The organism is Candidatus Enterovibrio altilux, from assembly GCF_002381345.1.
GTDB classification, from domain to species: Bacteria; Pseudomonadota; Gammaproteobacteria; order Enterobacterales; family Vibrionaceae; genus Enterovibrio; species Enterovibrio altilux.
Genome location: NZ_CP020660.1, coordinates 14,994 through 31,902, shown reverse-complemented (window position 1 = coordinate 31,902; position 16,909 = coordinate 14,994). Strand labels below are relative to the sequence as shown.

At 36.7% G+C, this 16,909-nt stretch carries 8 protein-coding genes and 5 pseudogenes; 6 read left to right on the top strand and 7 right to left on the bottom strand.

Going from position 1 to position 16,909, the window contains the following annotated elements; all coding sequences use genetic code 11:
* The first annotated feature begins 247 nt into the window (after positions 1 to 247).
* The 3 genes and pseudogenes from BTN50_RS00130 to BTN50_RS10565 form a co-directional block, all read left to right on the top strand.
* Positions 248 to 874: pseudogene (locus tag BTN50_RS00130) on the top strand (transposase).
* An 853-nt stretch (positions 875 to 1,727) separates the two neighbouring features.
* Positions 1,728 to 3,419 carry an NAD-dependent malic enzyme gene (locus BTN50_RS00125; protein WP_096618587.1) on the top strand — a complete coding sequence of 564 codons (1,692 nt, stop codon included), beginning with the start codon at positions 1,728 to 1,730 and terminating at the stop codon, positions 3,417 to 3,419.
* 1,387 nt (positions 3,420 to 4,806) lie between these two features.
* A pseudogene (locus tag BTN50_RS10565) lies at positions 4,807 to 4,914 on the top strand (IS5/IS1182 family transposase); the annotation flags it as partial.
* Positions 4,915 to 5,766: 852 nt separating this feature from the next.
* Here BTN50_RS10565 and gltX read toward each other — a convergent pair.
* Positions 5,767 to 7,197 (bottom strand): glutamate--tRNA ligase, encoded by a 1,431-nt coding sequence (gltX, locus tag BTN50_RS00110; RefSeq protein WP_096618586.1) that lies wholly within the window; start codon positions 7,195 to 7,197, stop codon positions 5,767 to 5,769.
* 81 nt (positions 7,198 to 7,278) lie between these two features.
* On the opposite strand from gltX, the gene BTN50_RS10560 reads away from it, so the two are divergent.
* A complete protein-coding gene (locus BTN50_RS10560; protein WP_190319711.1) occupies positions 7,279 to 7,419 on the top strand; it encodes a hypothetical protein in 141 nt (46 codons plus the stop codon).
* Between the two features lie 193 nt (positions 7,420 to 7,612).
* Here the strand turns inward: BTN50_RS10560 and BTN50_RS00100 are convergent, their stop codons facing one another.
* Both BTN50_RS00100 and BTN50_RS00095 read right to left on the bottom strand, forming a co-directional pair.
* Positions 7,613 to 8,641: an ABC transporter ATP-binding protein gene (locus tag BTN50_RS00100; protein ID WP_096618584.1), complete on the bottom strand. Its 1,029-nt coding sequence runs from the start codon at positions 8,639 to 8,641 to the stop codon at positions 7,613 to 7,615.
* Positions 8,638 to 10,269 carry an ABC transporter permease gene (locus BTN50_RS00095; RefSeq protein ID WP_096618583.1) on the bottom strand — a complete coding sequence of 544 codons (1,632 nt, stop codon included), beginning with the start codon at positions 10,267 to 10,269 and terminating at the stop codon, positions 8,638 to 8,640. Before BTN50_RS00095 ends, BTN50_RS00100 begins: the two co-directional genes overlap by 4 nt.
* A gap of 1,075 nt (positions 10,270 to 11,344) precedes the next feature.
* Between BTN50_RS00095 and BTN50_RS10555 the strand changes: the two are divergent.
* Positions 11,345 to 12,031 (top strand): annotated as a pseudogene (locus tag BTN50_RS10555) (IS5 family transposase); the annotation flags it as partial.
* 225 nt (positions 12,032 to 12,256) lie between these two features.
* On the opposite strand, the gene BTN50_RS00085 reads toward BTN50_RS10555, so the two are convergent.
* From BTN50_RS00085 to BTN50_RS00075, 3 genes and pseudogenes are all read right to left on the bottom strand, one after another.
* Complete coding sequence (locus tag BTN50_RS00085; protein WP_096618581.1) at positions 12,257 to 13,486, bottom strand: ammonium transporter; 1,230 nt, start codon at positions 13,484 to 13,486, stop codon at positions 12,257 to 12,259.
* 23 nt (positions 13,487 to 13,509) lie between these two features.
* Positions 13,510 to 13,848 carry a P-II family nitrogen regulator gene (glnK, locus tag BTN50_RS00080; protein WP_096618580.1) on the bottom strand — a complete coding sequence of 113 codons (339 nt, stop codon included), beginning with the start codon at positions 13,846 to 13,848 and terminating at the stop codon, positions 13,510 to 13,512.
* A gap of 681 nt (positions 13,849 to 14,529) precedes the next feature.
* Positions 14,530 to 15,417, bottom strand: a pseudogene (locus tag BTN50_RS00075) (transposase).
* Positions 15,418 to 15,519: 102 nt separating this feature from the next.
* Here BTN50_RS00075 and BTN50_RS10550 point away from each other — a divergent pair.
* Positions 15,520 to 15,639, top strand: a pseudogene (locus BTN50_RS10550) (IS5/IS1182 family transposase); the annotation flags it as partial.
* A gap of 255 nt (positions 15,640 to 15,894) precedes the next feature.
* Here BTN50_RS10550 and speB read toward each other — a convergent pair.
* On the bottom strand, positions 15,895 to 16,833 hold the full coding sequence (gene speB, locus BTN50_RS00070; protein ID WP_096618579.1) for an agmatinase: 939 nt from the start codon (positions 16,831 to 16,833) through the stop codon (positions 15,895 to 15,897).
* Between the last annotated feature and the right edge of the window lie 76 nt (positions 16,834 to 16,909).

Here is a 16,909-nt window from a genome sequence, read left to right as displayed (position 1 = left end):
TGATTTTAAGCACAATGAGAATCCAGCTATGTATTATGCAAACAATGCTGACCTCATATCAAGAGCAAAGATTAGAAGTTCAACATAAGATAATCTATCACTGTCGAAGTTGTGAGGCTTTGTTTATTAAATCAGAGAACTAAATTATTAATCTACGTTCTAAGCAGATAGGCGCACTTAAATATTCAGGTCTATGGATAAGCTTCGCTATAGAACAACCAACTAGAAGCAGTACAATGAAGCTTTAATTAATCGTTGCTCACTAACATTCTGGGTTGGTAAAGAAGCTACTCAGCTATGAAACCAAACTAAGCAGAGTAAAATAAAAATTTTGTTTATCTAATGACTTAGCCTTTACGACACCTCTCATGGCTAAATGTGTATTTTTAATGCCATCGAGAGATTTGCAAGAATTCATTAATTCTATTTTTTAAACTTGCTCCACTGCCATTGTCATGCCCTCATTATTCATGCATTAGAAAGCGAACCAAAACGGTTAAAATCACGTTTAAGATAAAAAAATCAAGAAAGTATCTAGCACTTAACCATTAATTTTATGGGGCTCAAAGTCTACGGTGAAGGAGAATGGAAAGTAAAAAAGCATGGTACTGATGGGAAACAGCAAGCTTGGGGCAAGTTACCTTTAGCTATTAATTACCAGAAGTTATACGGTTCCAATCAGCATGGGAAAACGAGGTATGGTTACAATAAACGTTCCCTATCAGAGACAGCAATGTTTCGAGTCAAAAAACTACTAGAAGGGACATTGAGCTTAAGAAAGCATAATGCTCAAATTAGCAAAATTGATATCATGCTAAAAATATTCAATAAGCTAATTGGGCTAGGTATACATAAAATAAAAGCAATTATTTAATCGTTAATCATGTTGGGATCTGCTATCTGAACTCGAATTAGGAAACGAAACCCATTGAAACAAAAATTTTACCGTCGTAGAATGTTTGAAAGCACTTCATAAAAAAGTGATTAGATATTTAACATGAACTGAAATACACGATAAAATCAGTAGCACATTCATTGACCATGCAAATTACTTTTAAGGCAAAATCAACTTATTGAATATATGGCCCAATTTATTTTAGTTAAACCAATAGAATGCAGTGCCAGAGCGACAATAATCATCTTTGATTTATCAGTAAATCAATAGTCAACCTTAATAGCATCATGCACGTCTGCGCCTACTTTCAAGCTAATACTTGCGACAAACAAGCCAAACTAAAAAAACACACGCTACGCGACAATACCCTATCACTAATACCTTTTCAAAACTGGCTGCTCATCACGGAACGAGAGTAGATTTACCTGTACCAACATCCACTTTGATTATTAGTTTTTTCTGTAGCAGGATCATTGTGATTCACTCGCAACGAGTATAAATGGAAAATAAAGTGCTAGCATTGGTTTAATGGTAATTGTTTGGGACTGTAGGATACAAGTAAGTTTATTTCCATTCCCTTACAAACGACTCTTTAAACTAAATTAAATTTTATCTGTATCTACATATTTCAATTGAAATTTTATTCTACACTACATTAACACCAAATAAATAATGGACTATTATTATAAGTTCGTTATTTCTATGTGTCTGTTGTTAAAAAATTTTTACTTGATACTTATGCATCATTAATGAAATTTTATTTTTTGACTTAAAAGTCATACTATTTATCATATTTTATTGTAATTTTAAATGCTTTGAGTTATTATTAATAATGTATAATCAAAAACGTCCTCTCTATATCCCTTACGCTGGACCAGCGTTATTAGAAACTCCATTGCTTAATAAAGGTAGCGCCTTCGCTATTGAAGAACGTATGTTTTTCAACCTTGAAGGCCTTCTTCCTGAAGCCATCGAGTCCATCAAGGAACAAGCTGAGCGTGCATATAAACAGTATCAGCGCTTCGAAAATAATATGGATAAACACATTTATCTGCGCAATATTCAAGATACTAACGAAACACTATTTTACAGACTGGTTAACAACCACGTTACTGAGATGATGCCTATTATCTACACTCCAACTGTTGGCGCAGCATGTGAAAATTTTTCCAACATTTACCGTCGTGGTCGTGGTCTATTCATATCATATCCAAACCGGTTTCGTATAGACGAGATGCTGAACAATGCATCTCGTCATAACGTTAAGGTCATTGTTGTGACTGATGGTGAGAGGATTCTTGGTCTGGGCGACCAAGGTATAGGAGGTATGGGTATTCCTATCGGGAAATTAGCATTGTATACCGCATGTGGCGGTATCAGTCCTGCATACACATTACCTATCATTCTGGATGTTGGAACCAATAACCCACAACGGTTTTCAGATCCAATGTATATGGGTTGGCGCCATTCCAGAGTAACGGGAGAAGAATATGATGATTTTCTTGAAGAGTTCATTCAGGCCGTTCAACGTCGTTGGCCTAATGTTCTTATTCAATTCGAGGATTTTGCACAAAAAAATGCAATGCCACTTTTAAAGCGCTATAAAAATCGCGTTTGTTGCTTTAATGATGATATTCAAGGTACCGCTGCTGTCACTGTTGGTTCATTAATCTCTGCATGTAAAGCAGCTGGCACTTTACTTGCAAAACAACGCATTACTTTTTTAGGTGCAGGTTCAGCAGGTTGTGGTATTGCAGAGGCAATAATTGCACAGATGGTATCTGAAGGAATTTCCGATGAACAAGCACGTGACCTTATTTTCATGGTTGATCGCTGTGGTTTACTTATTGACACCATGCCAAATTTACTCGACTTTCAACACAAACTCACACAAAAGCATAAAATACTGAAAGACTGGAAAGTTGGTGACCAAACTGTATCGTTGTTGAACGTGGTTAAAAATGCTAAACCAACAATTTTAATTGGTGTATCTGGCGCATCAGGATTATTCAGCGAAGATGTGATTAAAACCATGCACAAAAACTGTAAGCGCCCTATTATCTTTCCTCTATCAAACCCAACTAGTCGTATTGAAGCTACACCTGCCGATATTCTTCGTTGGACCAATGGCAAAGCACTTGTAGCAACAGGAAGCCCATTTGCGCCCGTTTTATTAGATGACGGGCGTATATTTCCCATTGCACAATGCAATAACAGTTACATTTTCCCTGGTATAGGCTTAGGTGTCCTTGCTGTTGACGCTAAACGAGTCACTGATGAGATGCTAATGGAATCGAGTCACGCACTCTCTGAATGCTCACCATTGGCAAAATCAGGGTTTGGAGCATTACTTCCCCCATTAGAAGACATTCATTTTGTGTCTAAACATATTGCTTTTGCAGTAGCAAAAAAAGCCATTAAACAAGGCGTCGCGGTTGAATTAACTGAAGATGCATTAAAAAAGAAAATATCCGCCATATTCTGGCAACCAGAATACCGCCAGTATAAACGCACCGCTTTTTAGTATAGATCTACTGCGTAGTAGATTCAAGTACGGATACTACTGTTTTATTTACATATTTTTGCTATTATTAACTTAATTTTTTAAAAATTAATACTGTTTAACCTGAAATGCCTTTACGTAAAAGAATATTTATAATTCACTATTCTCTCTGCTACATTGCTTTTTTTATAATAGCGGTGATAGACTTCTGAGTATTTTACCAATCGTAAAAGACGGATATATTACTCGATCCTAAACATGCTTCCACGCCATATTACCCTGGTTTTGGCACCAGTAAATACATAGGTACACATCGCAATCTATATTATATTGATCGTATTGAAGCTGCTCAAGCTTCTCTATCAAGAGAAGAAATTTGATATACTATTACTAAGTGGTGATAATGCACATCTTTTTTATAATGAACCGTGGACAATGAAACAGGACATGCTACTTGCTGGTACCCCAGACGATAATCTTGTCCTCAATTATGCAATTTTCGATGCGAATCAATTCACTTTGGTAACACAAGCATTTCACTGTAAATGAGCTCTTTTTATTGTAAATTAATATGATATTGATGCAATCTACCTTGCTGTACCGAGTCCAACTGATTTTGTAAGTTTTAAACCGTATGCGAAAAATATTTGTACGTGTAAAAGCAGTGCTTGATATCTATGTACTAGATGCTCAGCCTAAGTTCCTTGACCCTAAAAAAATATTTTTTTCAAAAATAGTAGTATGTAAAGCACTAATTCTGTGAATTTTTTAAAGAATGCATTGTATACATTTCCAATCAACAGCGTCATCACTAGTAACATACCATAAGTCCCAGTCCAGCAATTTACTTGAATATGCGGGCTTGAGCACCTGATAATTATCCTTTATTAGGAGTACCTAAAACGACAGTAAGCATTTAGTAATGCACCATGTTGTTACTTTCTCTCTACATTCAAATTAAGAAATAAAACTAAACACAAATAACAGTATTAATACTGATGTGTAGCACTTAAATCAAATGATAAATTTAAATATTTTCCATAAGGAGTACCTCAATGTACTTTTTTATACTTTGTTGACAAGCATTGTAAGTACATTCAAGCGGCAACATTAGACAACATGGCTTGCCATGGTAGTGGCGTTGCGCACTATAGTTTATTATATATTTTTGCATTAAATTTGTTTGAAGCTTTATTGCTTAATGGGAGTTCAGATAGCCAGTCCCAACATGATTCAGTATTAGGCAATCGTTTTTAATTTTAGGCATACTGAACCTGGTCAGCTTATTTAACACTATCATTATGGCGTAGATTTCACTAATCCGAACATAGTTACTCCTTGAGGCTCAATATTCTTTTAAGTAGTTTTTTGACTCGAATCAGTTAGGCTAGCTTAAATATTCAAGTTCATGAATAAGCTTTGCTACAAAACAACTAACTAGAAGCAGTATAATCAAGCTTTAATTAATCATGGCTCACTAACATTCTGCATTGATGAAGATGCTATTCAAAGGTTTGCAAAATTTCATTAATTTTATTTTCAAACTTGCTTAAACAGACCCCGTCGAAGAATCAAAGAAATATCAGGCGATAGTGCTTATTACACCTAGGTAGTGTTACAAAACTGTTCATATTAAACACGCAATTCTACTAATTTCACTAAAAAAGGAACATTTTTAGGAATCGAGATTATCCGCACAATTGATCAATAAATTTCCAAACATTACATGGTTCAAATTAGCATTGAAAAATGCAGTATAGTTACCATAAATGTTCTCTATTAGAGACGACAATTTTTTGAGTTCATAAGTTACTTGGAGGAACCTTGAGCTTAAGACATTACCATGCGCAGATTAGCAAAACCTACGCCATGATAAAAAAATTAAATATACTGATAGTATAAAACTATACCTCAAACGAAAGCAATTGTCTGATAGTTCTTCATGTGGAATTTGCTATCTGAACTCAAATTAAGGAATACCAATGAGCAGTTCGTCATTCTTAGTCGGACACAGTTAATCTATGACATTGGTATTTATTTATTTATTAAGTTAGACTGTCAACATTGTGTAACTTAATCTGTAACGAAAAAACATGGAAGAATAACATATTAAATATTAAATATTAAAGGTTTATATAAAAATAGAAACTACACTTATGAACTTTATGCACACCCAACCAACAGAAAAATTAACATCGTAAAATTTCAAATACTGAAGGAGACCCTTAACAATATAATCATATTGCTTTTCGACTATATTGAGTAAATAAAAAATAAATATAACTTTTATCCAAAAACTTAGATATAAAAGAACACCTCACTAAAAAAATTTTACAGCATAAGAATTTGTAAAATAAGTAATTTAGGTTTATTGCACCTCGTATTGAGAAATGAACGTTAGTGCTTGTTCAATTCTGGTGATAACCCGAGTTTTTCCAACTAACATCATAACAGCATCGACTGAGGGAGACTGACTTTGTCTCGTTACAGCAACGCGAAGAGGCATACCTACTTTGCTCATTGCAAGCTCTAATTCATTGCAAATATCAACGATAACCGTATGCAGATTTTCCGTAGTCCAGGAATGAAGCGTTTTCACTTTATTCAGCGCTAATTCCAGTGCTTCTTTAGCAGCAGGCTGAAGGTATGTTTTAGCTGCATCCGTCTCAAAGTCTTCAAAATTTTCAAAGTCTTGGTAAAAATAACGACTTTGTTCTGCGAGCTCAATTAATGTATTACAACGTTCACCAACTAACTGAATTACATCAGTGATTACAGGACCATTCGAAGTATTAATTTCTTTTTTATCCAAGTGCCACTGAAGGTATTTAGCTATATATTTCGGTTCTAACGACCTAATATAGTGGTTATTTAACCACAAAAGTTTATCCGCGTCAAATGCCGATGCTGACTTACTAACTGCCTCTAAACTAAACAAACTAATCATCTCTTCCAAAGAAAATATTTCCTGATCACCATAAGACCACCCCAATCGGATTAAATAATTCAACACAGCCTGAGGCAGATAGCCTTCATCACGATACTGCATCACACTCACCGCACCATGGCGTTTGGAAAGTTTGGTGCCATCATCACCTAGAATCATCGAACAATGAGCAAACTCAGGGAGTGGTGCTCCAATCGCTTTATAGATATTAATTTGACGGGGCGTATTATTGATATGATCTTCACCACGAACTACTTGGGTAATTTTCATATCCCAATCATCAACAACGACACAAAAATTATACGTTGGGGTACCGTCAGTACGGCGAATAATCAAGTCATCAAGTTCGCTATTTGCAACTGTAATATGGCCACGAATTTTGTCATTAAAGACCACTGAACCTTCTTTGGGATTTCGAAAGCGAACACAAAAAAGTGAGCTTTCTGTTGCTTCTGTATTTGCAGCTATCACTCGCGGATGATAAGCGTCATATCGAGGTTTAGTGCCAAAAGCAATCTGTTCTTTACGGATTTCATTAAGAAGTTCTTTGGAAGCGTAGCACTTATAAGCCTTATTTTCAGCTAAAAGTTGCTCGACAACTGCATTATAACGATCAAATCGTTTAGTTTGATAATACGGGCCTTCATCCCACTCGAGATTTAGCCACTGCATTCCCTCAATAATCGCATTAATCGCTTCTTGAGTACAACGCTCAATATCAGTGTCTTCAATGCGAAGAACAAACTTTCCACCAGTGTGCTTAGCATAAAGCCATGAATAAAATGCAGTACGGGCACCGCCTACATGCAAGAAGCCAGTCGGACTTGGTGCAAAACGTGTTTTAACATTCATGTTAATCCTAGTACGTTTAACTAAATTTTATTAATACAGATGGAATTCTATTTTAATGTCATTGTATGTGAAGCCATACGCTTGAACAATGTTCAACTTACCCAAATTGGCAAAGCCTACACCATGATAAAAGCATTAAATAAGCTAACAACGCTAAAATTAGAAAACAAAACCATTGCAATGCTGCTAGAATATGTAGTAAGTAAAATGAACATTTATTAGGCGTAATAAATACCTTAAACTAATACTGTATTTATCTAAACGATTTTCAACACTCATCTTATAGTTTATTTACTATTGTACCATCAAAATATTATTGAGCAATTATGATCATAAATTTTTGACTATATTTGGACATAAAAAAGCCTCAGTCATAGGTCATCCAACTATAGCGAGTCACCTATTACTTAAATTTTTATTTTAATTCAAACAATATTGGGACATGGGGATGAATTGTTAATCGTACCTTATCACCAGTATCAAGCAATTGGTTTGAATATACTATTAGTATTTGACCATTAACTTTTACCAAATATCGGCAGTTATCCCCCATAAACTGTGCATCACACACAATCCCATTTCCCTTACTATCAGGTAGTATTGATAAATTATGAGGACGGATAAGCCACTCTAATGCATGACCACGGTCTTTTTGCTCAATAGGCCATTCACCTAACGGTGTGATCATACTTTTATTATCAATGCTTGATACTGGCACATATGAACTATGTCCTAAAAAATCGGCAACAAAGCGACTACTTGGACGGTAATACAGCTCAGTTGAATCACCATATTGTTCAATCATACCTCGATTCATCACCGCAAGCTTATCCGCAAAAGCGAAAGCTTCTTCACGGCTATGTGTAACAAATATTGCAGTAACACCTTGTTGCTTAAAAATTTTTTTTATTTCTTTGATTAAGCTGTGACGAACTTGCGTATCGATATTAGAAAATGGTTCATCGAGCAATAATAAATCAGGCTTACAAGCGAGTGCACGAGCAATAGCAACACGTTGCTGCTGACCACCAGAAAGCTGATGTGGGTAACGACCATCTAAACCATCCAGTTTTACTAACTTAAGCATATCTTTTACACGAGCGTCAATACGAGATTTTTTCCAATGTTTAATGCCAAACGAAACATTACCGCCTACAGTTAGGTGTGGGAACAAGGCATAATCTTGGAAAATCATGCCAACGTTTCGCTGCTCTGGTGGTACATTGAGGTGCATATTTACAATTATGCGATCATTTATTGCCATTGTGCCATCGTCTAATGGTAATAAGCCTGCAATGGCTTTTAATAAGGTCGTTTTGCCACAACCACTAGAGCCCAGTAAACAAATAATTTCACCTTTACCTACATTAAATGAAAGGTGACTTAATACGGCTTGACCATTGTAGCGACAGGTCACGTTACTAACGGATAGCGCATCATTCATAAATGGCTTTGCTCCAAAGAACGGTTAATCATGATCAACGGAATTAGCCCTACTAGTATTAACAAAACAGCAGGTAATGCTCCGTATTCAAGTTGTTCATCCGATGCGTAGTTAAAAACATAAGTTGCCAGCGTTTCGTAATTAAATGGGCGCAGCAAAAGTGTAGCATTTAGTTCCTTCATTGATTCAATAAACACTAGCAATATAGCAATTAAGCACCCACGACGAATCAATGGGAGCTGAACCCGCTTAATCATGCTACGCATACTGCATCCCATAGTCCGCGCAGCCATATCCAGTGAAGGAGAGACCTTAGCTAAGCTTGATTCAACACTGCCTATTGCAATTGCGCTAAAACGCACAACAAACGCGGTCAATAACGCAAACATAGATCCGGAAAACAGCAATCCTGGCTTATCCCACCCCGTTTCTTTTGCAATGCTATTCATCAGGTGATCAGCACTAGTCAGAGCAATGAGCACACCTATTGCCAAAATAGTGCCTGGAACGGCATAACCTAGCGATGCTAAGCGCGCAGGTACATTACGTAATGCCGTGACAGAAAAACGTTGATAAAAATTTACCAGTAAAGCAATCGCTAGTGCAATTACTGCCGCTACAGAAGAGACGTATAAACTGTTCAAACTACACTGAAAAAAATTATCAATGGAGCTTGAAAAATAATAATCTTTCGTGTAGATAAGCAGCTGACCAAACGGGCCAATAAATGCAATGATAAACAGGCTCCAGCACCAAACTGTGGCAAATAGTTTGTATCTTCCTCGTAAGTGCACTTTAGTGACTTTATCGGCACAGGCATGTTGACAAAATAATTCTTGTTTATGGCGGCTGTATCGTTCACTACTTATCAAGAAGAAAATAACCAGTAACATGATAGCCGAAATTTTGGCCGCTGCATTTAGGTTAGAATATTCTAGCCATGTGTCATATACTGCCGTCGTTAACGTGCTCACTGCAAAATAACGGACTGTTCCGAAGTCTCCCAATGCTTCCATGGCCACCAAAGAAGCACCTACAGCAATCGCTGGACGAGCTAAAGGTAGGGAGATACGAAAAAAACTTTGCATGGGTGAACAACCCAACAATCGTGCTGATTGTGTTAACGTAAGATTTTGCTCCATAAACGCCGCGCGGGCCAGTAAATAAACATAAGGATGCAAGACAAGCGCTAAGACAAAGCATGCTCCAGGTAAGGTGCGAAGATCAGGGCACCAGTATTGTGCTACTGATGTCCACCCCGATACGTATCTAAGAAACAACTGAATGGGTCCAGCATAATCAAACCAATCAGTATAAATATAACCAACAATATAACCAGGCATTGCAAGAGGAAGAACTAATGCCCACTGTAACCAGCGATCACCAAAGATAGAGTAATTTGCCATTAGCCATGCAGAGGGAATGCCCATAATCAAAGATAAAAATACAGTTCCCGTAACTAATAATACTGTGTTGAGCGTATAAGTACCTATCACTGTAGACATCAGATGGCTAAATACATCAGTAGTTTCACCTATAGCAGTATAGAAGATTACTAAAATCGGTAAAATTATCAGTAATGTAAATACCCAGCTATTAATTTTCAAAAATAGGTTCTGTGCTAACATTATCTACTACATTATGCCGTCAGAATACACTGAGGGAAATACTTTTTACCATTACCTTCACAGGATAAAAGCATTATAAGTGGAATTGTAATTTATTAAAAATTTCATCGCTTTTACGCGATCTTTTACATACATTGGCTGTACTATGTCTGGAGCCAAAACACCATCTAAATTTATGCATTTTCTATTTTACACATATTATGTCATTTTATACTGCTAATCTTCACATGCTTATCATTAGCTATTAGTAATGGCAGTAAACACTATACATTTAAGCTATTTGTTTATTATCAGACGATATCTTACTTAGATAGTAATAGTTGCCTAGCGGAACATTGCAGCAGCTTTTTAAAATAATTTTCTTTATCACAACCATTCCCTTGGGGCGTAAACAACACAGCGAACAGAAATTTATCTATTATCACTGTCTCAGCATTGTGCGAGAGGTGTTCATTAATCATGTCACGATTACATAACTAAACCCAATTTTCACTCACTAATTTAATCAAACAAGAGATATCACCCGTCAACAGCACGTGAAAGTCTGTATTCACCACGTTAGTTCCATCAACAATGGTTGAGGTAGAAATATACATTCACTATTTCCACAGCATATGTAACACTATTAATACCTATCAATTCAAGTACCAACATAAATACTACAATAAATTTTTAATTAAATATTTTTTAAACTGAAACTAAAAAATAATTTTTTATTAAAAAAATTAGTATACATATTATTGAAGCGTATACAATAACACTTATTGTATTTTCATAGAAGAAGCTGACATCATTATATGGAAAACTATTAAGTTCTAAATTTTGCAATAATTTATCTCACAGGGACTCTAACGTTGTTCCAAATTCAGTTTTAGATAGCAAATCTCAATATGATTCACTATTAAACGATTGCTTACGTTATAAGTATACTTAATCCTACCAGCTTATTTAATGCTTTTATTATGGTGCAAGCCTAGAAAACCGTTTATGGTAATCGGCTTTATTTCCTAAAATAGGAAGCTAAATTTTCAATCAACTCTCTCACACAGCTAGGCTAACTGAAATATTCATGTCTATGAACAAATCTCGCTACAAAAAAACTAACTGGAAGCAGTATTATCAAGCTTTAATGAATAGCCGCTCACTCACATTCTAGATTGATGAAGAAGCTATTCAGCTATGGAATCAAACTAGGCAAGACAATCATAGAAGGCCTCATTTATTTAGTAACTTAATCGCTACGACGGCCTCATAGTTAAATGCGTATTTTCAATGCTATTAAAAGATCTGCAAGGATTCATTAGTTGTGTTTTTTTACTTTTCTTCACTGCCATTGCCGTGCCCTCATTATCCATGCATTAGTAAGCGAGCCAAAACAGTTAACGTCACGTTCAAGACGAAGAATACAGGAACTATCCAGCACTTAGCCATTGATTCTATAGGGGCTCAAAATCTACAATGAAGGAGAATGAAAAATAAAAAGCATGGCACTGATGTGAAACGGTTAGTCTGGCGTAAGTTACATTTTGTGGTAGATGTAAATATGAGTACAATGATTGCTGATGAGTTAAGTGCATCAAATGTGACTGGCAGTTGAGTGTTACTTAACTTGCTCAAGCAGACTCGACAAAAAACTAATGCAATATTAGCCGATAGGGCTTGCGACACCAGACAATGTTATGAAACCGTTCGTATTAAACGAGCGGTTCCACTCATTCCACCAAAAAAAGGAACAACTTTTTGGGAAAGAGGTCATCCGCAACAATCTAGCAGTCAGTTAGGGCTTTGTTTCCTAATTTGCATTCAGATCGTAAATCCCAACATTATTCACTATCTAAACTCAAATTAGGAAACAAAGCCTTTCCAGTTGATTGCTTTATAGAAATAATTTATTAAACAAATTAAATATTTAAGTACATTTATGCTGTATAGTGCGTAAATTGATAATTTAGTTCTCTGATTGAAGAAACAAAGTCGTGAACTCTACTTATTTAATGCTTATAAACTCAGGGTAGGCATCTACACCACAATCATGAGCGTCCATACCGTCAAGTTCTTTTTCTTCACCAACACGAATACCCATCGTTACTTTTAAAACACCCCATACTAAGAGACTAACACTAAATGCCCAAGCAAAGATAATAACCGCACCTAAAAGCTGAGCACTAAATGACGCATTTACGTTACTCAAAGGAACCAACATTAAGCCGAACAAACCACATACACCATGTACCGAAATCGCACCAACTGGGTCATCAATTTTCAATTTGTCCAAACCGATTATGCTAATAACAACTATCGCACCAGAAAAGCTACCAATAAGCAATGCAGCAACGGGTGATGGTGACAATGGATCAGCGGTTATAGCAACCAAACCCGCCAATGCACCATTCAATACCATGGTCAAATCCGCCTTACCCCACGTCGCTTTACATACTGCTAAAGCAACAATGGCACCGGCTGCCGCTGCGGCATTAGTATTCAAAAATATTTGACCGACAGCCGTAGCGCTTTTAAAATCTGACAGCATTAATTGCGAACCACCATTAAAACCAAACCACCCAAACCATAAGATAAAAGTACCTAGTGTCGCCAATGGCATGTTTGAACCTGGAATTGGGTAAATTTGTCCGCTTTGTCCGTACTTTCCTTTGCGCGCACCCAGTAGTAATACACCTGCTAATGCTGCTGATGCACCCGCCATATGAACAATACCTGATCCTGCAAAATCACTAAAACCTGCTTTTGATAAAAAGCCACCACCCCAAGTCCAGTAGCCTTCTACCGGATAAATTGCTGCTGTAAAAATGACTGAGAAACTAAGGAACGCCCAAAGCTTCATGCGTTCAGCAACCGAACCAGATACAATAGACATTGCTGTTGCGACGAAGACCACTTGGAAGAAAAAATCAGATTCTAAAGAATGGCTGGCACCTTCTCTTTGCGAACCGATCAAATGGCCAAACGATGGTAACCAGCCACTTTCAGAGTTATCAACATACATAATATTGTAACCTACGAGCAAGTAAGTAGTACAAGCTATAGCATAAAGACATACGTTTTTTGTTAAAATTTCAGTGGTATTTTTCGAACGAACTAAGCCTGCTTCTAGCATGGCAAAACCAGCCGCCATCCACATAACCAATGCACCTGACATTAAGAAAAAAAATGTATCAAGTGCATAACGCATCTCTATTATTGTATTTGCTAATTCCATGGTTATTTACTCCCTAAACGTATTTAAATTGCTTCAGCATCCATTTCACCAGTACGAATACGTACGACTTGTTGAAGATCATAAACAAAAATTTTTCCATCGCCAATCTTGCCAGTCTGTGCTGCTTTACTGATAGCTTCGATGATTTCATCAACGTTTTCATTGTGTGCAGCAATTTCTAGTTTTATTTTTGGTAAAAAATCAACCTGATATTCCGCGCCGCGGTATAGCTCAGTATGTCCTTTTTGTCGGCCAAAACCTTTTACTTCAGATACCGTCAGGCCATCTACACCAACTTCAGCTAATGCTTCACGCACATCATCAAGTTTAAAAGGCTTGATTATCGCATTGATTAGTTTCATTCCTGTCTCCTTGAACCATAAATAAAATGTTCTGCTAAGCAGCAAAATTTCACGTGCTCAGCTTATTAATAATAAGTAGTCTGGACATAACATTAAAATTTAATGATTTATAAAAATTATAATGATGTATTCATTTCACCATTACTAAACAAATGTTGTCAAAGGAAAGAATCGTGCACCAATAGATGCCATGCAAAAAAGAAGACAGATAGTTTTAAAAATTAGATCTTAAGCACTCTCTTACCTCAACGTAATAAACACAAAGAAAAAATTAGCAACTATAACGACAAATTAAAATTTTGCCTCGCTCCAAGTAATCAAGTGAAACGTTTAAAGTCACAAAATAATATGCCTACTTCATAGGCGTGAAAGTCGTTCTATAATATTTCTTTATCGTAACGTTACATAAGGACGTTGACTTGCACCAAGACTTCCTGTTAGGTTAGTTGTAAGTTCAAGATCTTACCTTCTCGGCTTCCTTCAATGTTATAATGCATAACACATTGAAAATTATTAAAAACATTTATTATTTCAGCATGTTCAGTACTAAATTTACGAATAAATCAACGAGCCAATATTTCGTGTCCCATGAGCAATTCAACATGAAAACTGTCGTTTAAAATATTGTGGTGAAATTCATGACCCACGTGATATATTGAAGTTTTATTCCCTAATTTGAGTTCAGGTAGCAAATCCCAGCATGATTAACAATGAAATGATCGCTTTTGTTTTAGGCATATCTAATCCTGTCAGCTTCTTTAACGCTTTTATCATAACGTAAATCTCGCTAATTCGAGCATTCTGATCTCTTAAGCTCAACGTCCTACCAGTAGTTTTTTAACTCAAATATTGCCGGCTTTGATAGAGAATATTTATGATTACTATACCTCGGTTTTTAATATTAATTGGAACCATATAACTTCTAGAAACTGACCGTTACATTACGCGGATAACACTCGTTTAATGCGAACTATTTCGTAATATTGAAGAGCCATAGGCTGATATTTCATTAATTTTTCAGCAGGTTTGTTTGAGCAAGTTAGATAACACTTCACCGTCAGTTACATTTGATGCACTTAACTCAGCACCAATAGTTTCATGCGTATTTATATCTACCACTAAATGTAGCTTTCAGCAGACTCACTGTTTCCCTGCAATACCATGCTTTTTTACTTTTCATTTTTTACCACAAACTTTAAGCCCCCTAGAATCAATGGTTAAGTATTGGATGCTTTCTTTATTCTTCGTCTTGAACGTGACGTTAACCGTTTTGACTCGCTTGCTAATACATGAATAGTGAGAACATGGCAATGGCAGTTGAACAAGTTTGAAAACAAAATTAATGAATCCTTGCAAATCTCTCCATGGCATTGCAAATATGCATTTAACCATGAAGACCGTAATAATGGCTAAGTTGTTAAGTAAACGAGGTCTCCCATTGTTACCCTGCTTAATTTAATTGAATAACTGAATGGCTTCTTCATTAATCCAAAACATTAGTTAACCATGATTGATTAAAGTTTGATTATATTGCATCCAGTTAGTTGTTTTGTAACGGAGCTTATTCATAGACCTGAATGTTTAAGCGAGCCTAGCTAATTAGAGCGTAGATTAATAATTTAATTCTCTGATTTAGGAAACAAAGCTCTATAAAAGACAGCGATACACTGAGTTAAAAAACTACTGGGAGGAACATTGAGCCTAAGAGATGATAATACCCAAGTTGGCGAAACCTGCACAAAAATACAAGCGTTCAATAAGTTGATAAGACTAGGTATGCCTAAAATGTAAATAAGCATTTAATCGTTAATCATATTGACATTTGCTTTCTGTACTCAAATTAGCAAACAAAATCATTCACTATTCACCGCTCATCTGTGTTGCATAAAGGCCACTAGGGGATCAAAGGTGGGTTTAAGGTCATGCGATTTGCTATGTTTGGAGCTGGGATGTCTGGCCGATAGTACGTTTTGAAGAAAGATATAATTTATCTGAATGCAATTAATCACAAAAATAGAAAATGCCGGAACAGTCCGACATTTTTTGCTAGTTTAAACCACATTCCGCTTTCTTGTGGTTCACCGCCCAAACGTGGAGTAGATCAGTGGCAATGGTTGCTGCTGCAAGTGATGTTAGTTCTGCGTGGTCATATGCAGGAGCGACTTCAACCACGTCCATACCAATTAAGTTAATGCATTGAAGCGCACGAATCACTTGTAAAATTTTCGCCGTGCTTAGGCCGCCACAAACAGGCGTACCAGTGCCAGGTGCGTAAGCAGGGTCAAGGCAATCAATATCAAACGTCAGATAAACCGGATGGTTGCCGACACGATTCTTAATTGTGTCAACTATCTTATTAACAGGCCAATCATTCGCTTTTGTAGCGTCCACCACTTGATAACCCAAGGTATAACCGTGTTCAGTGCGAATACCTATTTGAATAGAACTGTATGGGTCAATCAAACCTTCGTTTGGCGCATGATAGAACATAGTGCCATGATCGTACTGACTACCCATGTCGTAAGTGTCCGTGTGGGCATCGAAATGAATCAGTGCTATTTCACCGAATTGTTTTGCGTAAGCACGTAACAGTGGCAGAGTCACAAAGTGATCGCCTCCAAAAGTCAGCAAGGTTTTGCCTTCTGCCAGCAAACTGGATGCGTGTGCTTCTAGGCGCTCACACATTTGTGCAGCATCACCACAATTGAACACCAAATCACCGCAATCTGCGATTTTAATTTCTTTAGTTAGGGAAAAGTCCCATGGCCAGCATTTACCTTCCCAAGCGAGGTTAATTGAGGCTTGGCGAATGGCGCCTGGACCCATACGACTGCCCGAACGACCTGTGGTTGCCATATCAAACGGTACACCAGTGATAACAACATCTGCGTCAAAACCTTGTGGTTGAAATACCAGAGGTTGACGTAAAAAACCGAACGCATTCGCGTACAGCGAATAATCTGGAAAATTAGCAAGAGTTGCCATAACACTCTCCATAAAATCAACTGGCTACCTGCTTTATTCATTCGCTAGTGAGCCACCATTAGTAATAACGATTAAT